The organism is Pseudomonas lundensis (assembly GCF_002269125.1).
Taxonomy (GTDB): domain Bacteria; phylum Pseudomonadota; class Gammaproteobacteria; order Pseudomonadales; family Pseudomonadaceae; genus Aquipseudomonas; species Aquipseudomonas lundensis_A.
On the sequence record NZ_NQKI01000033.1, the window covers coordinates 1 to 20682 of the forward strand.

21 protein-coding genes and 2 pseudogenes are annotated in these 20682 nt (G+C 56.6%); 5 read left to right on the forward strand and 18 right to left on the reverse strand.

Translation table 11 applies throughout. The annotated features are described in order from the left end of the window. A partial coding sequence (locus CJF39_RS23190; RefSeq protein WP_212555988.1) for a hypothetical protein occupies positions 1-180 on the forward strand: 180 nt, incomplete at its 5' end. 204 nt (positions 181-384) lie between these two features. Here CJF39_RS23190 and CJF39_RS17725 read toward each other — a convergent pair. The 4 genes from CJF39_RS17725 to CJF39_RS17740 all read right to left on the reverse strand — a co-directional run bounded on the left by CJF39_RS17725 (position 385) and on the right by CJF39_RS17740 (position 2597). Next, positions 385-576, reverse strand: a complete 192-nt coding sequence (locus CJF39_RS17725) for a hypothetical protein (RefSeq protein WP_094994612.1) — start codon at positions 574-576, stop codon at positions 385-387. Between the two features lie 226 nt (positions 577-802). Beyond that, positions 803-1405: a DUF262 domain-containing protein gene (locus CJF39_RS17730; protein ID WP_094994613.1), complete on the reverse strand. Its 603-nt coding sequence runs from the start codon at positions 1403-1405 to the stop codon at positions 803-805. A gap of 15 nt (positions 1406-1420) precedes the next feature. Beyond that, entirely contained in the window at positions 1421-1714 is a 294-nt protein-coding gene (locus CJF39_RS17735) for a hypothetical protein (protein WP_094994614.1), read from the reverse strand. A gap of 262 nt (positions 1715-1976) precedes the next feature. Continuing rightward, the gene (locus tag CJF39_RS17740; protein ID WP_094994661.1) at positions 1977-2597 is read right to left on the reverse strand and encodes a hypothetical protein; all 621 of its coding nucleotides are present in this window, start codon (positions 2595-2597) and stop codon (positions 1977-1979) included. Between the two features lie 285 nt (positions 2598-2882). Between CJF39_RS17740 and CJF39_RS17745 the strand changes: the two genes are divergently transcribed. Continuing rightward, positions 2883-3806, forward strand: a complete 924-nt coding sequence (locus tag CJF39_RS17745; protein ID WP_094994615.1) for a DUF808 domain-containing protein — start codon at positions 2883-2885, stop codon at positions 3804-3806. A gap of 213 nt (positions 3807-4019) precedes the next feature. Beyond that, positions 4020-4508, forward strand: a pseudogene (locus tag CJF39_RS17750) (DUF808 family protein); the annotation flags it as partial. A 3-nt stretch (positions 4509-4511) separates the two neighbouring features. Here CJF39_RS17750 and CJF39_RS23745 read toward each other — a convergent pair. From CJF39_RS23745 to CJF39_RS17760, 3 genes and pseudogenes are all read right to left on the reverse strand, one after another. Continuing rightward, positions 4512-4895 carry a CZB domain-containing protein gene (locus CJF39_RS23745; protein WP_432760254.1) on the reverse strand — a complete coding sequence of 128 codons (384 nt, stop codon included), beginning with the start codon at positions 4893-4895 and terminating at the stop codon, positions 4512-4514. 9 nt (positions 4896-4904) lie between these two features. Next, positions 4905-5183 (reverse strand): annotated as a pseudogene (locus CJF39_RS23750) (methyl-accepting chemotaxis protein); the annotation flags it as partial. A 562-nt stretch (positions 5184-5745) separates the two neighbouring features. Beyond that, entirely contained in the window at positions 5746-6951 is a 1206-nt protein-coding gene (locus tag CJF39_RS17760) for an MFS transporter (protein WP_094994617.1), read from the reverse strand. A gap of 157 nt (positions 6952-7108) precedes the next feature. Here CJF39_RS17760 and CJF39_RS17765 point away from each other — a divergent pair, with 157 nt between their 5' ends. Continuing rightward, entirely contained in the window at positions 7109-7708 is a 600-nt protein-coding gene (locus CJF39_RS17765) for a TetR/AcrR family transcriptional regulator (RefSeq protein WP_094994618.1), read from the forward strand. 21 nt (positions 7709-7729) lie between these two features. On the opposite strand, the gene CJF39_RS17770 is transcribed toward CJF39_RS17765, so the two are convergent. From CJF39_RS17770 to puuE, 8 genes are all read right to left on the reverse strand, one after another. Next, entirely contained in the window at positions 7730-8515 is a 786-nt protein-coding gene (locus CJF39_RS17770; protein WP_094994619.1) for an outer membrane protein OmpK, read from the reverse strand. A 346-nt stretch (positions 8516-8861) separates the two neighbouring features. Beyond that, complete coding sequence (locus tag CJF39_RS17775) at positions 8862-9647, reverse strand: outer membrane protein OmpK (RefSeq protein WP_094994620.1); 786 nt, start codon at positions 9645-9647, stop codon at positions 8862-8864. Between the two features lie 91 nt (positions 9648-9738). Further along, on the reverse strand, positions 9739-11103 hold the full coding sequence (locus tag CJF39_RS17780) for a nucleobase:cation symporter-2 family protein (protein ID WP_094994621.1): 1365 nt from the start codon (positions 11101-11103) through the stop codon (positions 9739-9741). Positions 11104-11259: 156 nt separating this feature from the next. Continuing rightward, positions 11260-12549, reverse strand: a complete 1290-nt coding sequence (locus CJF39_RS17785) for a urate hydroxylase PuuD (protein WP_094994622.1) — start codon at positions 12547-12549, stop codon at positions 11260-11262. Between the two features lie 48 nt (positions 12550-12597). Continuing rightward, positions 12598-13101 carry an ureidoglycolate lyase gene (locus CJF39_RS17790; RefSeq protein ID WP_094994623.1) on the reverse strand — a complete coding sequence of 168 codons (504 nt, stop codon included), beginning with the start codon at positions 13099-13101 and terminating at the stop codon, positions 12598-12600. Between the two features lie 84 nt (positions 13102-13185). Further along, a complete protein-coding gene (gene alc, locus CJF39_RS17795) occupies positions 13186-14181 on the reverse strand; it encodes an allantoicase (protein ID WP_094994624.1) in 996 nt (331 codons plus the stop codon). A 61-nt stretch (positions 14182-14242) separates the two neighbouring features. Next, positions 14243-14758, reverse strand: coding sequence for a 2-oxo-4-hydroxy-4-carboxy-5-ureidoimidazoline decarboxylase (uraD, locus tag CJF39_RS17800; RefSeq protein WP_094994625.1), 516 nt, complete (start codon positions 14756-14758; stop codon positions 14243-14245). Beyond that, entirely contained in the window at positions 14755-15684 is a 930-nt protein-coding gene (puuE, locus tag CJF39_RS17805) for an allantoinase PuuE (protein WP_094994626.1), read from the reverse strand. Before puuE ends, uraD begins: the two co-directional genes overlap by 4 nt. A 409-nt stretch (positions 15685-16093) precedes the next feature. Here puuE and uraH point away from each other — a divergent pair, with 409 nt between their 5' ends. Next, a complete protein-coding gene (gene uraH, locus CJF39_RS17810) occupies positions 16094-16447 on the forward strand; it encodes a hydroxyisourate hydrolase (protein WP_094994627.1) in 354 nt (117 codons plus the stop codon). Between the two features lie 54 nt (positions 16448-16501). On the opposite strand, the gene CJF39_RS17815 is transcribed toward uraH, so the two are convergent. The 3 genes from CJF39_RS17815 to CJF39_RS17825 all read right to left on the reverse strand — a co-directional run bounded on the left by CJF39_RS17815 (position 16502) and on the right by CJF39_RS17825 (position 20624). Beyond that, a complete protein-coding gene (locus CJF39_RS17815; RefSeq protein ID WP_094994628.1) occupies positions 16502-18391 on the reverse strand; it encodes a hypothetical protein in 1890 nt (629 codons plus the stop codon). Between the two features lie 197 nt (positions 18392-18588). Then, positions 18589-19215, reverse strand: coding sequence for a LysE family translocator (locus CJF39_RS17820; protein ID WP_094994629.1), 627 nt, complete (start codon positions 19213-19215; stop codon positions 18589-18591). A gap of 59 nt (positions 19216-19274) precedes the next feature. Further along, entirely contained in the window at positions 19275-20624 is a 1350-nt protein-coding gene (locus CJF39_RS17825) for an NCS2 family permease (protein ID WP_094994630.1), read from the reverse strand. Between the last annotated feature and the right edge of the window lie 58 nt (positions 20625-20682).

Here is a 20682-nt window from a genome sequence, read left to right on the forward strand (position 1 = left end):
TCTTCACGCAAAATTTCCTTAATCCGGTCAGGAGAAAATTCTACTTCTGATGCGTACTTTTTTCAGGGGGGATTACCCGTAGACTTTTTCAAGGATCAGGGTTATCGATATATCCAGGCGATGACTTCCGACGAGATCAGCACTTGGCATGAGATGGGAATCAAAAAGAGGTGGGATTGATCACTGGAGTCCATCGCGCGTGCGGCTCAATCGAATGACTGCGTGAGCTACGCGTGGGTAAGCCACGCAGTTGACTCGGGATGGTAAGCCACTGACGTGGGCGCCATGGTTTCAGTGAGTCGAGCTTCGTCGGACACCTTTTTTTGCCGTTCTGAAAGCATGCTAAATGGCGGTGGCTGCAAGCAGGTTGCTTACACGCTGCCGTTATTTCTGAACCAGATCTTTGTATAACTCACGGGCCGCAAGGATCTGATCCCTGAGTTCCTCGGGGTCAATGCGCATGCCGCCGCGAGGCGTTACCTGAAGCGTCTTTAGGCGGTTCGCAGCTTTGATGAAATCTCGTTCTTCCGCTTGAACCCATTCAGGGCGTTTATCCTTCCAAAATGACCATGCCATTTCGCCTAGCCTCACTCCACGATGGATGGAAGCTAGTATGTGGTAGCCGCAGGGAATGTCCAAGCTAGGTGGTGACTTTGATCATCATGCAAGCGGAGCGCGCAGACCAGGAGGGTCGAAGGGCATGAGGATGGAAGCCCGGAGGGCCAAGACCTGTCGTAGACAGGGCTTGGTTAACGACAGCCGTCCCTGCTAGGGCATGCCACGACAACCGCAGTGTCGAATACTACCTCAAGGCGCGCTGTTCAAATGACCGAGGAACAACCCCCTGCGCGCAAAGATCATACGTTTTGCGCAATGCTACCTCATCGCCAGAAGACACCCTCGCGTGGGTAAAGATCGTCGACAAAAAACGCTTCCGTTCGGCATTGCCGAGTTCAGACCAGACCCTTGGCTGACCTTGTGCATCTGGCACCGCAAGACGATCAAGGAAATACTCTTCAAGGCTGTGAAGCCGTTGCTGACCATCAACCAGAATCTCGCTGTTCTCCGCCAATGCCCTGCCAGTGCTCGCTGGCTCCGACCAGTCGTTTGTAAGGTAGCTTCCCAGGTCTCCCCCTGACCACACAGAGGTAATGAAACGAGCCTGCTGGCCAACGTTCCACTTCACGCCGCGCGCCCACTTGGGTATTGGCATGCCCATGGCAAACCGCTCAGCCCACTGAGATCTATCGCGAGCGGAGGACGGGTCTACCAAATACTTTTCCCAGTGACTTACCAGAACATCAATTGGGTAATGACTGACGGTTGTAGCCAGAACCCGCTGCGGCATCTGGATGCGTAATTCAGACGGTTCGTCGTCGGCATAGCGTTGAAAAATAGAAGTCATGGTACTCACTGGTGGCTACAAATAGGTAGAGGTGCTGGAGCCAACACGGGCGCATCGCCATGCGTCGACAGTCTCGATGATCAACACATCTCGTTCGATGGAAATGTCGATCTGGTCGCTGTCGATCAGCGCATGTGCGTAGCCCTCTACATAGGCTGCTGCTTTATCAAATTCAGAAAGGGTTTCTGAAGACTTGATGACGCTGATCAGACGTTGCCAGGCACCGTGCTGGCGGTTGCCCAGGATCGTCTTGGGAAACGGAATGGAGGCACTCAAACGCTGTGCGTAATCATCGGTTGGCGGGATCAAAGCGGTTCGCTCAAAGGGAGTACATACCTATGACAAACGGTTGGTTTTGGAAAACCTTGAGCCTGATGCGAAATTTTTTGTAGGCGAGGGGCCATCCGAGCCAAAGGCTGATCACTAAAAGCAAGCGGAGCGCGCAGACGTGAGGATGGTAGCCCGGTAGGGCCAGGACGGTGGCGAGTATCGCCGGGCCTGGTTCACGACAGCCGTCCCGGTAGGGCACGCAAAAGCTGCATTCTCCACTTCGCAGGCCAACATCAGTGTCCTACGGGATAGGCTTGGAACCGTTAGCCGTCTCTCGCCACGAATCCAAGTCCTCGTCAAAGAGATCCGGCCCGTCTCGCAGCTGTTCCGGCTCTGCTTCGGGTTCCTCATCAGTTGGTGGCCCGAAGACTTTTTCAGGCGTCCAGTCATCATTAAACAGGAACATTTTGGGCGTGAACTCGAAGATTCCGATTTCGTTGTCGTCAAGAATGTCGCGAACGAACTTTCTGAAAATCCTACCCCCATCAAAGCCTAAACCTGCTGCGACATCTTTGATAAGTAGGACAGTCCAATCGTCATACATGACACCAGCAGCAATTTCTTCCCAACCGAGATGAAACAGCTCAAAACTCTCACCGACTAATACGTCGTCATACACGACGACGAGCATACCTTTGGAGGCATTCAGCAGCTTCACCGGGGAGAGGAGGTTCAAGATGATCGACTGTTCGATCAATTCGATCACCCTCGTATCAGGTTGACCCTCCCACAGCACAGCGAATTTTTGAATGCCCGTAACATCAAGTGGAACGCAGTCATGGCCGAACAATTGCTGAGTAGAAAAAATCGTAAATGCGCCCTCACCATCATCGTTGTGAGCTACCTTGATGACTACAATCAGAAGCTCATCGAGGTCTTCCAGGCCGAGGAAGAAAGCGCCTAGGCCTGCCCCGTTTAGCGGTCTAGACGGCAATCGCCGAGACAGCATAATGCGTACAGATCTGAGGGAGGGCGGGACGTGTCAGGGGTCGTTGGAAAGGTGTGAGGAGGCTTAGGCAGGACTGTTTTGCAACCAGCAGGTCTGTATGCCATCTTGTCAGCCATTGTGCTTTTCCTGCAAGCAAGTCTGGGGATTCAGGTGCTTCAGGATAATGAAATTGTAAGAATCTACTAAGGGTGAAATGAAATGGCTGGCAGCAGTTTTTTTGCGTTGTTGGATGATATCGCGGCCTTGTTAGATGACATCTCTCTAATGAGTAAGGTCGCTGCAAAAAAATCGGCCAGCGTCCTGAGTGACGATTTGGCCGTAAATGCTGAGCAAGTAACCGGCATGAAAGCAGACCGTGAACTCCCTGTTGTCTGGGCAGTGTTCAAGGGATCACTCGTTAATAAAGCGATTTTAGTGCCATGTGCGCTGTTACTTAGTGCTTTTTTACCTTGGTCAGTAAAGTGGCTGCTAATGGCAGGAGGTATCTACCTGTGCTACGAGGGATTCGAAGCCATCAAGGGTAAGCTGTTTCGAGGCAGCCATGAGCCCGACGCTAGCGATGCCAAGTCCGCACCTAAGACTAAGGAGGAATTGGCTGCTTACGAAAGGCGTAAAGTTAAGGGGGCTATCCGGACGGATTTTATATTGAGCGCGGAAATTACGATTATAACTTTGAATGTTGTATCGTCTGCCCCTTTGCTTCAGCAGATAGTCACGCTAGTTGTTATTTCAGTGGCTATGACTGTTGGTGTTTATGGTCTGGTTGCAGGAATTGTCAGGCTGGATGATGCTGGCCTCTCTTTACTCAAATCTAAGACTAAAGGCGGCATCGGAGCGGTTTTGAGAAAAATTGGCAGCGTGTTGGTAGTGTCAGCTCCAGTTCTTATGAAGGCACTGTCGTGGATTGGAACTATCGCGATGTTCTTAGTTGGTGGCACTTTTGTGGCAGAGGGTATTCATCCAGTCGAGCAGTTTATTGAAACTATCGTGAGCACGCTTGGAGGATGGGGGGGGGGCGCTAAGATGGGAGCATATGGTGTGGTTGGGGCTCTAGCTGGAATGATCGCCGCAGTTGCGATGGGCGCGATTTCGCGAGTTGCGGAAGCAGCCAAGAAAAATTAATGCCTCAGGCCGTTTGATAGCATGTCCGTCAATTTATTGAAAATCCACTGGATGCGGTGACGCTGGAGGGGGGGCTCCTCCTGCCCGGCTCTTGGGTAGTTCCTTCACGATGGAATGAGTCCGTGTTGTGCAGATTCAGGCGATGCACAAGCATAATTAGCACGGTTAGGCCAAGTGGTTCAACGCATTGTGCAAGGTAGTGGTGGTTAAAAGGTGCTCTCGGCGGAAATTATCGCAATCACCCTGGGCACCGTGGCGGACGCGCCGTTGATGCAACAAGTGGTGGTGTTGTCCGGGATTGCCATTGTGATGACGGTCGGGGTGTATGGCGTCGTGGCCGGTATCGTGAAGATGGATGACGGCGGTTTGTACCTGACCCAAAAGACCGGGGAGGGCAGTTGGCCGCGTTTTCAGCGCAGTTTCGGCCAAGGGGTGTTGAATGCCGCACCGTACATGATGAAAGCGCTGACGGTGATTGGCACGGCCGCGATGTTCATGGTCGGTGGCGGGATACTGGTGCACGGGGTGCCGCTGTTGCATCACTGGGTTGAAAGCGTGGCCCTGAGCAGTTCGCCGTTTGTAGGGCCGCTGTCGGTTATCGTGCCAACCCTGCTTAACGCCGTGGCCGGCATCCTGGCCGGCGCGGTGGTGTTGGCGGGTGTGACGGCGGCCAGTGCAGTATGGCGCGCCATCAAGGGCTGAGGATCAGTGGCTGAGGTTGTCGAGCAGGGCGCTGACGTTCAGGCTGGCGCTTTCCATGTCGTTGATCTCCAGCAGCACCTGGCTCCAGTTTTTCTCCTGAGCCGCGTGCAGGGCGTTGTGCGCGGTTTCATGCACAATCCGGTGCGGCTCGTTGAGTTGCTGGAAGTCGCGGTTGTCGCCATAGCGCGCCTGGGTTTCAGGCGCCAGGTACCATTTGCCGAGGCGGCATGTGGTGTGGGTCGACAGGTGCAGGTTCTCGTCCTGTTTGAACAGGCGCTGGTAAACCATCAATTTGAACAGCAAGTGATCGAGCTTCACCGACTCGCAGAACGAGCGCAGGGCGATGCCTTCAATCAACTGGCCCATGTGTTCGCCCAGGGTCATCATCTCGTCGAGGGTTTCGGCCGAGCGCGACACATCGCCTGACAACCGCGAGGCTTCATCCGACAGCACGCCAATGGCGTTGCTCGCGGCTTCGGTCTCCTGGTTGATGCTCGACACCAACTGGCTGATTTCCTGGGTTGCGCCGTTGGTGCGTTGGGCCAGGGCGCGCACTTCGTCAGCGACCACGGCAAAACCACGGCCCTGTTCTCCGGCGCGCGCGGCTTCAATGGCGGCATTGAGGGCCAGCAGGTTGGTCTGGTCGGAAACGGCCTTGATCAGCTCGACAATGCGGCTGATTTCCCCGACTCGTTGGCGCAGCACGCCGACGCTTTCGACGCTGCTGACACCCTGACCGGCCATATGCCCCAGCGAACTGGAAAAGCCGGCCAGCAGGGCCGAGGTTTGCGCAAACACGTTGCTGTTGTCGCGCAAATGAACGACTTCGCCTTGCAGGCTTTCGGCCTGGGCCACCACGCCATCGCGGGTTTTTTGCAAGGATTCGTCAAAACGCTCCAGCTTGCTGTGCAAGTCTTGTTGGTAGCGTTCGTAGTGTTCCAGCACTTGCTGCTGGTCGTGGTCTTGAATCACCTGTGCACGCAGGGCTTGAACCTCCTGTTCAAGGGCCTGTTTATCCTGCTCTAACGCATTGAGTTGCGTTTCAAGGTTGGCGCAGCGTTGGCGCCATCGGCGGTTGAACATCCGTTTGTACTCCCGAGGCTTGAGACAGAGCGTCTGATAAAAAAATACAGCACCCTGTTTATCGGCCGTTTGGGGGTAAACATAATAGCCACAGTAAACGCATTGTCTTTGTTGAATCGATGCGCCTGACAGCGCGCAGGCGCATCGGTGTGTATCAGGCCAGACGGGCACCCTGCGGCACGGTGCTGTTGCTGAGCAGGCGATAGCCCAACACGGCGAACACCAGCACCCCGCATCCCGCCCCCAACGACACTGCGAACCCGGCTTGCGCCCCGTAAGCGTCAATCACCCAGCCGCCGAGTACGGCCCCCAGCGCAACACCGATGCCGAGCCCGGTAATCATCCACGTCAGGCCCTCGGTGAGCTTGGCGGCAGGTACGATGTTTTCCACCAGCCCCATGGCCGTGATCAGCGTCGGGGCGAAAAACAGCCCGGCGACAAACATGGCAGCGGCCAGCGTGGCGATGCTATTCACCCACATCAGCGGCAGCACGGTGATCGCGGTGGCCAGGGCGCCGAACAGGAACTGTCTGGGCAGCGGCATCTTCAGTTTCAGTGTGCCGAAAACCAGCCCTACCACGCAGGAACCCAAGGCATACACCGAGAGCACGATACTCGCAGCGGCGGGCTGACCCTGTTGTTGGGCGAAGGCGACACTGACCACGTCCACCGTTCCGACAATGGTGCCCATGCCCAGCAGTACCATCAGCAAAATCACCACGGCGCCCTGACGCAGCACGGTGCCACGCTGTTCAGTGCTGCGTGGGTGAACCGGCGGTTCGGTGCTGCGTTGTAACACAAACGTGGTCACGCCGATGGCCAGTAGCAGGGCAGCGGCCAATGGCCCGGCCTGAGGGAATACTGCGACGCTCAGGCCAACGGAAATCGGCGGGCCAATGATGAAACTGACCTCGTCGAGCACCGACTCCAGTGAAAACGCCGTGTGCAGTTTGGGCGAACCCCGGTACAGCTCGGTCCAGCGCGCCCGCACCATGGCCGGCATGCTGGGGATGAAGCCTGCCAACGCGGCAAACACGAACAGCGTCCAGTCGGGCGTACCCAAGTGGCTGCACAGCAGCAGGGCCAGCAGCGAACTGACGCCCACCGCCGTGACGCCAGGCAACACGCGGCGTTGACCGTAGCGGTCAACCCAGCGGGAAATCTGCGGGGCGATCAATGCCATCGCCAGGGCAAACGTCGCGGCCACGGCACCCGCCAGCCAATACGATCCGCGCAGTTGCGCCAGCAACGTGATGATGCCGATCCCGGTCATGGAAATCGGCATGCGTGCGATCAGGCCCGCGGCGCAAAAGGCCAAGCTGCCGGGGGCGCGGAAAATCTCGCGATAAGGGTTAGCCATACACGCTCCGAAACAAAAGTGAGCCGCGTGTTCCTGCCCGCTGCTTGATGCAGCGGCACTGTAGACATCTGACATACGCGGCGTATGCAGAAATATACGCATACGTGACGTATGTCAATTAACATACGCGGCGTATCTAAAAATGCAGGAGGCCGACATGGCGCCCAAAGCGCGTTCACAAATGATAGAAGAAACCCGCAACAAGTTACTGGAGGCGGCACGCCAGGCCTTCGGCGCAGTGGGGTACGCGCAAACATCGATGGATGAACTGACGGCCTCGGCAGGGTTGACCCGCGGTGCGCTTTATCACCACTTTGGTGACAAAAAGGGGCTATTGCAGGCGGTTGTGCAGCAGATCGACGCTGAACTGGACGCGCAATTGGCAACAACGTATGAGCAGGCGGCCAGTCCGTGGGAAGGCTTCAGGGGGCGCTGCCGGGTGTTTCTGGAAATGGCCACGCAAATCGAGGTGCAACGCATCATGTTGCGCGATGCACCCTCGGTGCTGGGCTCGGAATACTTGCAGAGTAGCCAGTCGGCGTGCAGCGCATCGCTGGCGGCGATGTTGCGCGACCTGATGGACACCCACGTGATTCAACACACTGACCCTGAAGCGCTGGCGCGTTTGATTCAGGGTGGGTTGATGGATGCATCGTTCTGGATCGCGGCCGATCAGCAACCGCCGCAGCGCCTGACCTCGGCGCTGGACAGTCTTGACTTGATGTTGCGCGGGGTATTGCGGGCGCCTCAGCCGTGAGGGCAGGCTGAGGCCCGTGTATTAGAAGTGGTACTTGACCAACAGGCTGGCAGTGTCTTGGTTGGTTTTGAATGAACCGCTGTCTTCGATGCCGTACTTGTTCTTCCAGTAGTCGTACTCGATACCGACGTACAGCTGTTTGGCGCCCCAGTTCAACGCTTTGCCCAGGTCGTATTTGACCTGCGGGTTGAAGTGCAGGTTGGCGTGGTAGGTGCCGCGCGAATTCTGGTCGTTGTCGACCACCCAGTCCATGTAGCCGTCGATCACCACATCGGAATTGCCCAGCGGCAAGGTGTAGGACCATACCGGGGTGATCTGCCATACGCCCTTGCCGGGCCGATTGCCTTCGGGGAAGCGTTGGTAGAAGTTCAGCTGGAAATAGTCGAAGCCCGGCACATTGAGGTCGAAGCCCGGGCCGATCAGGTAAGCCTCGGTGTCGCCTTCGCCGTACTCATACGTCATGGCCAGCAAAACATCTTTGATCGGGCCGAACTCAAACTTCTGGTCGAAGATTTTGCCGAAGGACAAGCGTGGCGTGAACTCGCCGTAATAGGTGTTCGGGCCGACGTTGCCGTCTTCCTTGCCGTTATAAAAGATACGGTCGAGGAAAAAGAAGTTATCGCCGTACTTCCAGCTGTCTGCGTGTTCGAACGTCAGGGTTTGTTGAATCGACGGATTGACCTGAAAGTTCTTGCCCCACAAGTAAGTCAGGCTGTTGGTCTGCCATTGCAACAGGTCGCCGGCAACGGCCGGGGCCCCGCCCAGCAAGCTCCCCGCGAGCATCAGGCCGGTCAGTGTGCGCTTCATTCGGTTGCTCCAAAAAATAAGTGTTCCGCAGTGAATGGAACGCAGTGCTCGGTGTTGGCACTTTGGTTCCGTGTTTAAAAGTTGGCTCTTCGGTCAACTTTAATAGCCTGAGCAAGTCTTGGGCCACGCCTGACAATTGGCCAAGGAAAATCCCTCGGCTGCTATGGGCAGTTGAGTCCTAAGTTGCGTAACTACTTGATCTGACTGAATAAAGTTGGCTTTAAAGTCAGCTTCGAAACAGCGCCCATATGTGAGCGCGGCGCAGAATACTGGCTCTGCCTGCGGTACTCAAGCGTTGCGTCACCACCGTTGGGCGGACGGTGACGCAATGTGCATTGAAAAGGCGCTAGAAGTGGAACTTGATCAGGGCACTGGCGGTGTTTTGGTTGGTGTCCAGGCGGCTGCTGTTCTCAATCCCGTATTTGTTCTTCCAGTAGCTGTATTCGAGCCCGACATACAGCTGCTTCTCCCCGATATTCAGCGCTTTGCCCAGGTCGTATTTCACCTGCGGGTTGAAATGCAGGTTGGCGTGGTAGGTGCCGCGTGAATTGCGGTCATTGTCGACCACCCAGTCCATGTACCCGTCGATCAGCACGTTGGAGCGGCCGGCGGGGATGGTGTAGGAAAACGACGGCGTGATCTGCCATACGCCTGTACCCGGCCGTGGGCCTTCGGTGTGGCGCCGATAGAAGTTCAGGGTGAAATAGTTGAAGCCGGGCACGGCCAGGTCGAATCCGGGGCCGATCAGGTAGGCCTCGCTGTCGCCTTCGCCATACTCATAGGTCATGGCCAGCAACACGTCCTTGACCGGGCCGAACGCCAGCGTGCGGTCGAGGATCTTGCCGAATGACAGGCGCGGGCTGAACTCGCCGTAATAGGTGTGCGGGCCTTTGTTGCGGTCGGGTTTACCGTTGTAAAAGATGCGGTCGACGAACAGAAAGTTATCGCCGTACTTCCATTTGTCTGCGTGTTCAAAGGTCACGGTTTGCTGGATGGACGGGTTAATCGCAAAGTTCTTGCCGTAGAGGTAAGTGAGGCTGTTGGTTTGCCACAGGAACACATCCCCGGCCATGACCTGACCGGCAACCAATAACCCACCCGCGAGCGTAGCGCCCCAGTATATGCACTTCATGAGTAACTCCTTTTTTATTATTTTTGCAGAGCTCAAGCCCTTCACCCTGAGCGTCTGCGGCATAGAAACGCTCAGGGTGAAGGTGGGTACATCAATGCTGGTGCACGTGGCCACTCAAGGCAGCGCGCTCTGCGCCGCCCAGCACGTTGAACAGCAAGTTGAGGCAGACCGCGCTGACGGCGGCCATGGCGATACCGCTGTGGGTAATAGGACCCATCCACAATGGCAAGTGGGCGAAGAACTCGGGACGGACCACGGGGATCAGGCCCATGCCGATGCTCACGGCCACCAGCAACTGGTTGCGGCGGTCAGCGATGTCGGCTTCCTGAAGGATCTTGATACCCGTTGCGGCGACCATGCCGAACATGGCAATTGCCGCGCCACCCAGTACAGCAGGGGGGATCGACGCCACCAGAAAGGCTGCTTTGGGCAGCAGGCTCAAGGTAATCAGGAACGCGCCGGCCATGATGGTCACTGATCGGCAGCGCACCCCGGTCATTTGCACCAGGCCGATGTTTTGGGCGAAGGAAGAGTGGGTGAAGGTGTTGAAGAAACCGGCGATAAACGAAGCGCCCGCGTCACACAGCAAGCCGCGACGCAACATGCGCGGGGTGACTTCCTGACCGGTGATTTTGCCCAGTGCCAAAAACATCCCGGTGGACTCAACGAAGATGATCACCACCACCAGGCACATGGAGAGAATGGGTGCCAGATGAAACTCGGGCATGCCGAAATGCAGGGGCGTTACCACTTGGAACCACGGCGCGTTGCCAATACCGGTCAGGTCGACCATGCCGATAGCACCCGACAATACATAACCCAGCGCCATGCCGATCAGCACCGAGATATTGACCCAGAACCCGCGCATAAAACGGTTGATCAACAAGATCGTGCCCAGTACCAGCGCGGCGATGCACAGAAACACCGGCGAACCGAATTGCGCGGCAGCACTGCCGCCACCGGCCCAGTTCACGGCGACCGGGAACAGCGACAAACCAATCGATGTGATCACGGTGCCTGTCACCAGTGGCGGGAAGAACCGCACCACTTTGGACATGAACGGCGCGATGACCATGCCGAAGAAGCCCGCCGCAATGGTGGCCCCGAAGATGCCGGTCATGCCAATCCCCGGCATCCCCGCCATGGCCACCATACTGCCGACGGCCGCAAAACTGGCCCCCATCATCACGGGCATTCGGATGCCCATGGGGCCGATGCCCAGCGATTGAACAATGGTTGCGATCCCCGCCACCAACAGGTCGGCGTTGATCAGAAACGCAATTTCTTCACGACTCAGGCCCGCAGCTTGTCCGATGATCAGGGGCACGGCGACAGCGCCACCGTACATCAGCAACACGTGCTGCAAACCCACCAGAATCAACTGTAACAACGGCAGCCGCTGGATGGGCGGCGGGGCGGTCACGGCGGGTATGCGCGGTTCGGTTAGATCGGACATGCAACACCTCGGTCATTTTTATTGTTGTGAACTAGTGGTGTGGTTTTGTAGCCGCTACCGAAGACTGCGACAGACCCGACAGACTGCAAAACGCATCGGATCGGGCACCCGTCAAGGGCGGTCGCAGCCTTAGGTAGCGGCCACAAAGTGTGTGTATCAGTTAGTTTGGGCTCCTGTGTTAATCCAGGAACCGATGAGTTCACGCTCTTGCTGGGTCATTTGCGTAATGTTGCCCAGCGGCATGATTTGACTGGCGACAGCCTGTGCCTGAATGCGCGGTGCCATGAGCTTGATCTGTTGCGCGGTGTCAAACATCACCCCGGCAGGCGCTGCGCTGAACAGCGGGCTGGTGGGTTTGGAGGAGTGACACACGGTGCAGCGCTCTTGAATCACGGCATGCACTTGTTCGAAGTCAACTGTGGCAACCGGGGTAGCCGGGGCGGCGGGTGCAGTGACCGGTGCCGGGGTGGCGTCGGGCTTGGCACCGCTGACAGCGGTTTCCGGAATCGGTTGGTACTTGATGACCTTGGCGGTTTCGGGGGCTGTCGGCGCCGTGTTCGGGCCGGTGACATACGCCAGGCAGATCATGCCCAATGCGGCGACCGGCAAGGTCCAGGCATATTTATGGCTGTCGTGGCGGGTGTTGAAGTAGTGACGAACCAACACGGCCAGCACCGCGATACCGGCCAGAATCAACCAGTTGTACTGGCTGCCATAGGTGCTCGGGAAGTGGTTGCTGATCATGATGAACAGCACGGGCAAGGTGAAGTAGTTGTTATGACGTGAACGCAGCAAGCCTTTGGCCGGCAGGGCCGGATCGGGGGTGCGGCCTTCCTTGATCGCGGCCACCAGTGCACGTTGGGCCGGCATGATGATGCGGAACACGTTACCCACCATGATGGTGCCGATGATGGCGCCCACGTGCAGGTACGCGCCACGGCCACTGAACACCTTGCTCAGGCCGTACGCCGCCGCTACCAGCAGCACGAACAGGATGAAACCGAGCAACGCCGGGCGTTTGCCGAGGGCGGAGTCGCACAGAAAGTCGTAAACAAACCAGCCGGCAATCAACGAGCCGATACCGATGGCCACCGCTTCAGGCCCGCTCAGGGTGCTGCCGGGGGCGATCAGGTACAACGCCGGGTTGAAGTAAAACACCAGGCAAAGCAGGGCGATCCCTGACATCCAGGTGAAATAGGCTTCCCATTTAAACCAGTGCAGGTTTTCCGGCATGGAGGGTGGCGCCAGCTTGTATTTTTCGAGGTGATAGATACCGCCGCCGTGGATGGCCCATAAGTCGCCGGACAGGCCGTCCTTGGGGTTGTTGCGGTTAAGGTTGTTTTCCAGCCATACAAAGTAAAACGACGCACCGATCCAGGCCACGCCCGTAATCATATGAATCCAGCGCACGCTCAGATTCAGCCATTCCATCAAATGTGCTTCCACAGTCTTTACCTCTACCCGTCGCTCTTTTTTGAGCGTTTGGGCCTTCTCTTATTGGTGGGGGGCGAGGATCAGCAACTCATCCTCTTTAAAGAAATGCTCATCGCAGTTATTGCCTGTGCCACTGCGATCAACCACCAGGAAGTCATCCCGCTTTTCGATCGTCAGCACCGGGTGGTGCCAAACGCCGCGATGGTAATTAATGCCCTGCCTGCCGTTGGTGACGAAGGCGCGGACCAAGCCTGATACAGGTTCATCGCCAAGTGGCGCGACCACGATCAGAAAAGGGTGGCCGAGCAGCGGAATAAAAGCCTGGCTGCCCAACGGATGTCGCTCCAGCATGCGCACGGTGAACGGCATGTCCTGCGCATCGGCGCGGAAGATGCTGATGATCGCCTTGTCTTCTGGAGTGGCTGTTTCAACTTCGGCCAGACGATGAAAGCGCATGGTCGAACCGTTATTGATCATGAAGTGGTCGCTGCCGTCGGTTTCGATCACGTCACCGAACGGGGCAAAAGCTTCTTTGGTCAAGGGTTCAATCGTTAATGTGCGCATGGTCTGTCTTCTTGTTCTGGTTTCTGTGGTGTGTAGCGTGTGCCGTCGCTGCCGCGGGTGGCGGCAGCGACGGCAGGTCAAGCCTTACTTCGCGACTTTGCCCAGTACGCGCAGGCGGCTTACACCGCCGTCCGGGAACAGGTTGAGGCGAATGTGGGTGATCGGGCCGAGGTCTTTCAGTTGCTCGCTGTAAGTGTGCTCAGCGTGCATTTCCATCTTCTGGCTCGGCAGCAGCTCACGCCAGAACAGGCTCTGGGTTTCGATCTGGCTGTCGGTACCGCCTTTGACGTAGGCGCCCTGGATCGAGCAGCTGTCCGGGTAGTTGCCCTTGAAGTGCAGGGTGTCGACGATGATTTTTTCGATCTCGCCCGGATGGCCCAGCGCCACGATGACCCAGTCATTGCCCGGTGTGCGACGGCGCGCAGTTTCCCAGCCATCGCCCATGTTGATGCCGCGGCCCGGGTTGAGGATGTTGCTCATGCGGCCGAAGTGTTCATCGGAGCAAGCCAGGGCACGACCGCCGTTCAGGGCAGCAGCCAGGTCAACCTGTTCGTTGTCGCCGATCGAAGACCAGTCGCGGAACGGCACACCGTACACGCGCAGACGGGCTACACCACCGTCCGGGTAAATGTTGAAGCGCAAGTGGCTGAATGCCTGATCGTTGCTGATCTCGTGGTAGTGATGGCTGTTGCCCTGCAGCTCAACGGCGGACAGCACTTCAACCCACTGGGTGGTTTCAGTCGGCTCGCCTTCGGCCAGGAAGCAGGCTTCCAGCGAGGCAGACGGCGGGAAGTTGCCGGTGAAGAACGAAGTGTCGATGTCCACGCCTTTGATCGAGCCGGGAACGCCCAGGCGGATCACTGCGCTGTCGTAGCCTTCAAAGCGCTTGCGGCGTGACTCCCAGCCGTCCATCCACTTGCCGTTGTCATCGAAAACGCCCTCCTTCCATACGGCCGGGGTCGGCTGGAACATGCGGTTGGCGTCAGCAAACCAGTCATCGGTCACGGAGATGATTTTGGTACCCAGGCGGGCGTCGGCCAGGTTGACGAACTTCTCGAACGGTACGGCGTAAGCTTTCATTCTTCTTGTCTGCCTTTGAATAAGTGGCTGGAGATGCCTGACCGGCAAGTGCCGGTTCGGCTTAGAGCTGGAGTAATCGGAACAGGGCTATTTTGTTGATTTCTGCCAACGCGCACGTGAACTCGGCGTCTGCCTCGTTGTGGATGCGGGTTTCGAACGCGGCGAGGATCTGATGCCGGTCGCTGCCTTTTACCGCCATGATGAAGGGAAACTTGAACTTGGCCTTGTAGGCGTCGTTCAGCTCGGTGAAGCGTTGGAACTCTTCGGCCGTGCATTGGTGAATACCGGCGCCAGCCTGTTCATGGGTGCTGGCTTCGGTCAGTTGGCCCTGAACGGCAGCTTTGCCGGCCAGGTCCGGGTGAGCGTTGATCAGTGCCAGCTGACTGGCGTGATCGGCGCTCAACAAAATGTCACTCATACGCTGGTGCAGGCTTTCGATCTGATCGACGCTGGCATCCAGGCCCAGGTCGTAAGCCTTTTCAGCGACCCACGGCGAGTGCTCGTAAATATCGGCAAAGGCCTGGACGAATGCTTCGCGGCTCAGGGTTGAAGGCGTGAGGGTCTTGAAGGTGCTCATCGGGCATTCTCTGCTTTAAACGGGTGTGTGGCTTGCCAGTGGCGGGCGATGTCGACACGGCGGGTGATCCACACGTGGTCATGGCCTTTGACGTACTCAATGAAGCGCTTGAGGGCAGCCAGGCGGGCAGGGCGGCCGATCAGGCGGCAGTGCAGGCCAATGGAAAGCATTTTTGGCGACTCGGCACCTTCGGCGTAGAGCACGTCGAACGCGTCCTTGAGGTACTGAAAGAACTGCTCGCCGTTATTGAAGCCCTGCACCTGGGTGAAGCGCATGTCATTGGTATCCAACGTGTACGGGATCACCAGGTGCGGCTTGCCGGTCGGGTTGTTGGGTTCCCAGTACGGCAGGTCATCGTCATAGGTGTCGCAGTCATACAGAAAACCGCCTTCTTCCATCACCAGACGGCGCGTGTTCGGGCCGGTGCGACCGGTGTACCAGCCCAGCGGACGTTCACCGCTGATTTCAGTCAGGATGCGGATGGCTTCGAGCATGTGTTCACGCTCTTGGGCCTCATCCATGTACTGGTAGTCGATCCAGCGGTAGCCGTGGCTGCAAATCTCATGGCCGGCGGCAACCATGTCTTTGATGACTTGCGGGTGACGCTGGGCTGCCATGGCCACAGCAAACACTGTCAGCGGCAGGTCGAATTCCTTGAACAGCTTGAGAATCCGCCAGACGCCGACACGGCTGCCGTATTCATAAAGCGATTCCATGCTCATGTTGCGCTCGCCTTGCAGCGGTTGCGCAGAGACCATTTCCGAGAGGAAGGCTTCAGATTCTTTGTCACCGTGCAGGATGTTGCGCTCGCCGCCTTCTTCGTAATTGAGGACAAACGACAGGGCAATGCGGGCGTTGTTCGGCCAGTGCGGGTGGGGAGGGTTGGGACCGTAACCGATCAGGTCGCGTGGGTAATCAGCGCTCACTACAGTCTTCCTTATTATTCGTGTTGACAGTCGATCGGCCACATCTGGCTTCACTGCGATGGCCTGATTGTATACAACTTAATAAACACTTTGTAAGCCTGATTTTTTGCTTTTTTAACATGAATTGTGCTCGATGTGTACAAGCAAGAAACCTGCCTGATCGGTCATGCCGTGAATATAAAGTCGTGGAGAGGGGCGTCGTTGACAGGAAATTGCTGTGAGGCCGCGTGAACCGGGGCCTGCGTAAATGTGTGATTTTAATTGTGTACAATTTTTTTGATAAATGTCTTAATCATGGCTTCGCTGGTGCCCAATCGTGCTCCATACGGGTGCAGCGGCCCTTTTAATCAACTGACACCGGGAGGCGCGAGGCCTGCACGATCGACGATTCGGCAGGCGCGCAGAATCAATGGGACGTTTGACCACTCACGTTTTGGATGCCGCACACGGTTGCCCTGGTAGCTCGATCAAGGTCGAGTTGTTTCGGGTTGAAGGTTCACAGTTGGAACTGGTTGCCACGGCCCTGACCAACAGCGACGGTCGTTGCGACGCGCCGCTGCTGGAGGGTGATAATTACCGCTCCGGGGTCTACCAGGTGCAGTTCAGTGCCGGCGATTACTACCGCGCCCGCGGTGTGCAATTGCCACAACCGGCCTTTCTGGATGTTGTGGTACTGCGCTTCGGTATTGATGCCGAACAAGCGCACTACCACGTACCGTTGTTGATTTCCCCTTACAGCTATTCCACGTATCGCGGAAGCTAGTTTCACCCTGCGCATGTGGTTTTTTGCCCGCTCACACTGCGGGCTTTTTTTATTTCACGGCCCAATCATTCGTATGCCTTGAACACGCACCAGTACGCGTATCGGGCAGCGCCAGGCAGGGCACAGACTGTCGCGCGCTTCGAGTTGGAATTCCCCCCAGTATTCGCCCATGCGCAAAGAGCCATTGTCACTCAGGTGGTACTCCAGGGTGAAAAACAGACTGGATCCCTCAGGGCAAGGCTGGTTGTTATTCATTGGGCTTTTAGCGCACCCGCCTATAGATCTGGAGGCTCTGAGTTTAACGCTCGTTTGGGCGCCTGAAGGTCCTGTCACGCTAACGTTCAGCAAGGTGAAATTTTGCTCCTCGGCCCGATCAGTCAACTGGGTGGGGCCGACTCCCGAATTTAAGGCAACGACACCGGATTCGCTGAGTGCAGGTCGGGGAATCTTGATTTGAGCAGCGCTTAGAGAGCTGTTATCTGTGCTGAGTCGCGAGAGCACCATCAATTCTGTGGTGCTTTGATTCAACGGCTGCCATGTGCTGTTGAGCCGGGTGAAAACCACAGAGTCATTGTTACGTAATGCATAGCGAGCGCCTTCCGGGGCCACGATGTCGGCAGGCAATTGGGCGGAAGAAACCGCATGGATAACGGCATGTTCAGGCGTATTGGCCGGTAGCAGGACTTCTCGCGAATAGTGTCGATTCGACATCTTAAACGCGAGGGTTGGGTAGCGTGATGTGAGTGCGTGCACAGTATGGCGATCTGACTGGGTCGGATTCTCCACGGGGGAATGTAGTTTCCACCGCCGCAGTGCACCGTCATAGATAAAGAAAAAACAAAGGCCATTACTTAATGGCAGGTGCTCAACATTCAGGTCCAGATTGCTGCCATTGATAAGCGTGACGCGTTGGGCCGTTGACGTGATAACGATCGTGTCATTGTGTGATGCACTGCTGGAGAAGAATACTTCCCGGCACCATTGACCATCGTGGAGCACTATCGTCAGTGCCCGGTGCTCGCCGGGCATAATCCCTTTAACAAAATGACTGCTATCGGGGCTTAATTGCACCGCTGGCCTTAATGCAGCCACCTTTATCAGATTGGCATGTCGGCAATTACCCACGATGTAGCTTCTTAATGTCCAGTCCGTATTGATTATTCTAAATGTTTGAATGTAGCTGTTGATATCCTTCGAGGCGAACCATTGACCGACTTTGTCGGAGAAATCATCGGGTGTGGGTGGGAATTTATTATATTTTGCGCATTGGATGGAGCGTAATTCTCCCTCGGGTATGGTCTCCTGCGCGACGCTGTCCATGAACGTTTTCAACGCATCGGTCGAAGGGGAGAAGTCACCTTTCCAACGCTGATTGACACCCCCCCAAAATAGCGCGTCGCGCAGGCCTCTGTTATAGGCAATTACCGTATTCATGGGGCCTCTGGATTGAATCTGTTTTAGCGTAAAGGATCTGTAATGCGCAGGAATGAGCGCGTCAGTTCCCAGAGTCGTTTTAATAAGCGTAGCCAGTTCGGCATGTGCATCAGGGGTGAAATGTTCAAAGGTGTGGAAGTCCAGAATAACCAGTTCTTTGCCACCGGTGCGCTGGTGGAAACTGTTCAGTGCATCCAGAATGTCTCTTTTAATATTTCTTCCGGACCTTATGTGGTGAACCAGTAAGAAACGCTCTTGCTGCGTGCGTGCGGTCGGGTCGAACTCCACGCGCAAATCCAGAACGCGAACACCCCGGATAAGTTGGTTGAAGGGAGAATAATCTTGGCAGGTTCCGAAACTGGACGTATATAAAGCCTCACTGTCGACGCCCGAATTATGAGTGCCTGGCAATATAAGGTCTTCGATTCTTAAGTTCTGAATATCTGGCGTTTCTGAAATCCAGCGGTCCCAGCGATCAAGTTCAGTAATTTGAACACTTTGTGGTGTCATGGTTTCGCACGTCCTTGTGGAGAGAAAAACCATCATGGAAATGCGTGAGCGATTGCTCAACTGCCAATATGTAAGTTTGACGTGATTATAAGTCACAGCATATGTATTGCACGGTTAACGAAAAAAACCGTCGGGTTCAGGAAGGAGGGCACAAGCCAGACAATCTATGTTCTGGCTTGTTTGAAGTACTTAATGAATCAGCGGCTCAACAGTGACGCTGTTCCCGCGACACTGAACAGCCCTGCACTGACCCGGTTGAACCAGCTTTGGCCCTTGCCGCTGCGCAAGTACGACGCAGCCCCGTGGGCGCCCAGGCCATAGGCCAGTTTGCAAAGCAAGTCGAGTACGGTCCAGGTCGCAATCATCACCAACAACTGATTAAGGAACGGCAAGTCGGGATTGAGAAATTGCGGCAGAAAGGCGGCAAAAAACAGGATGTCTTTCGGGTTGCTCGCACCCAGCACAAACGCGCGCCCGAACAGTGCACTGAAGCGTGGCTTAGGGGCGGCTTCAGGCACAGTGGCTGCTTGTGCGGGCTGGCGCGACTGCTTCCAGCTTTGCCACGCGAGGTAGAACAGGTAGAGCGCGCCCACGATCTTAAGCGCGCTGAACAGTTGCTCCGAGGCCAGTAGCAATGCGCCCAACCCCAGCGCCGATGCGCTCAACAGGCAAATCGAGGCGAATACCCCGCCCAAAAAGGCCGGGTATGAACGGCGCAGGCCGTAGTTCAAACTGTTGCTGATCATCAATAACGACAACGGCCCCGGAATCAGGATTACCACTAATGCCGCGCTGCTGAACAGCAGCCAGGTTTCCAGACTCATCACTTCCTCCATGTCACATGCGCCCCGCACAGCGGCGGGGCAGGTTGATATCACCCCGTTTACAGGTAAATAAACTTGGCGACGAAAATGGCGCACAGCACCCACAGGCTGATAGAGATTTCACGGTACTTGCCCGTACCGGCCTTGAGTGCCACGTAGCTGATGAAGCCCAGGGCAATGCCATCCGCTACTGAAAAGGTCAAAGGCATCATGATCATCGTCACGATGGCCGGAATGCAGTCAGTCGGCTCGTCCCAATTGATGTGTTGCATGCCGCCTACCATCAGCATGGCGACGTAGATCAGCGCACCGGCTGTGGCATACGCGGGGATCATGCCTGCCAGTGGGGCGAAAAACATGGCGGCAACAAACAGCACGCCCACGGTCACGGCTGTGAGTCCGGTACGTCCGCCTGCCGCCACGCCGGCAGCACTTTCAACGTAACTGGTGACGGGGGGGACGCCCACCACGGCCCCGAAGACGCTGGAGGCGCTGTCGGCCTTGAGCGCGCGGGACAGGTTTTCGATTTTGCCGTCAGCGTTCACCAGCCCGGCGCGTTGGGCCACGCCCATCAACGTGCCCGCAGTGTCAAACATGTGCACAAACAAAAAGGCCAGCACCACGCTGATCATGCTGATATTGAACACACCCTTGAGGTCCATGGCCATCCAGGTCGGCGCCAGGCTCGGTGGGGCAGAGAGAATGCCGTTGTAATGCACCAGATCCAGCCCCCAGCCGGCCAGCGTCACGGCGATAATGCTGATCAGGATCGCGCCAAACACGCGGTGATAACTGAGCACGGCAATCATCAAGAAGCACACGGCGGCCAGTAGCGGCGCGGGGTCACGCAAGGACCCAAGTTTGATCAGGGTCGCCGGGCTGTCGACAATAATGCCCGAGGTTTTCAGGCCAATCAGGCCCAGAAACAGGCCGACGCCGGCACCCATGGCGTAGCGCAGGCTAACGGGAATGCTATTGAGCAGCCATTCGCGGACGCGCGACAGGGTCAAAATCAGAAAAAGTACCCCGGACACGAACACGGCGCCCAGCGCGGTTTCCCAGCTGTAGCCCATGGTCCCGACCACGGTGTAGGTGAAAAACGCATTCAAGCCCATCCCTGGGGCTAGGCCTACAGGCCAGTTGGCATACAGGCCCATGAGCAGGCTACCGAGTGCGGCAGCAATGCAGGTGGCGACAAAGGCCGCGCCATGGTTGATGCCAGCGTCAGCCATGATGTTGGGGTTGACGAAGATGATGTACGCCATGGTGATAAACGTGGTCAGCCCGGCGATCAATTCCGTTTTGACTGTGGTGCCATGCTGCGACAGTTTGAACAGGCGTTCTAGCCAGCCACGTTGAATGGGCGGCGATAGATCCAGGGCAGGGGCGTGCGGTTTAGGGCTGTCCACAGTGATTTCCTCAGGCTTTTATTGTTTTTGAGTGCGCTGGTTGAGGCAAATGACGCAA

Coding starts and splice junctions, on each gene's coding strand:
- CJF39_RS17725 (WP_094994612.1), bottom strand. CDS start 576: ATGGCATGGTCATTTTGGAAGGATAAACGCCCTGAATGGGTTCAAGCG.
- CJF39_RS17730 (WP_094994613.1), bottom strand. CDS start 1,405: ATGACTTCTATTTTTCAACGCTATGCCGACGACGAACCGTCTGAATTA.
- CJF39_RS17745 (WP_094994615.1), top strand. CDS start 2,883: ATGGCTGGCAGCAGTTTTTTTGCGTTGTTGGATGATATCGCGGCCTTG.
- CJF39_RS23745 (WP_432760254.1), bottom strand. CDS start 4,895: ATGATGACCCTGGGCGAACACATGGGCCAGTTGATTGAAGGCATCGCC.
- CJF39_RS17760 (WP_094994617.1), bottom strand. CDS start 6,951: ATGGCTAACCCTTATCGCGAGATTTTCCGCGCCCCCGGCAGCTTGGCC.
- CJF39_RS17765 (WP_094994618.1), top strand. CDS start 7,109: ATGGCGCCCAAAGCGCGTTCACAAATGATAGAAGAAACCCGCAACAAG.
- CJF39_RS17770 (WP_094994619.1), bottom strand. CDS start 8,515: ATGAAGCGCACACTGACCGGCCTGATGCTCGCGGGGAGCTTGCTGGGC.
- CJF39_RS17775 (WP_094994620.1), bottom strand. CDS start 9,647: ATGAAGTGCATATACTGGGGCGCTACGCTCGCGGGTGGGTTATTGGTT.
- CJF39_RS17780 (WP_094994621.1), bottom strand. CDS start 11,103: ATGTCCGATCTAACCGAACCGCGCATACCCGCCGTGACCGCCCCGCCG.
- CJF39_RS17790 (WP_094994623.1), bottom strand. CDS start 13,101: ATGCGCACATTAACGATTGAACCCTTGACCAAAGAAGCTTTTGCCCCG.
- alc (WP_094994624.1), bottom strand. CDS start 14,181: ATGAAAGCTTACGCCGTACCGTTCGAGAAGTTCGTCAACCTGGCCGAC.
- uraD (WP_094994625.1), bottom strand. CDS start 14,758: ATGAGCACCTTCAAGACCCTCACGCCTTCAACCCTGAGCCGCGAAGCA.
- uraH (WP_094994627.1), top strand. CDS start 16,094: ATGGGACGTTTGACCACTCACGTTTTGGATGCCGCACACGGTTGCCCT.
- CJF39_RS17815 (WP_094994628.1), bottom strand. CDS start 18,391: ATGACACCACAAAGTGTTCAAATTACTGAACTTGATCGCTGGGACCGC.
- CJF39_RS17820 (WP_094994629.1), bottom strand. CDS start 19,215: ATGAGTCTGGAAACCTGGCTGCTGTTCAGCAGCGCGGCATTAGTGGTA.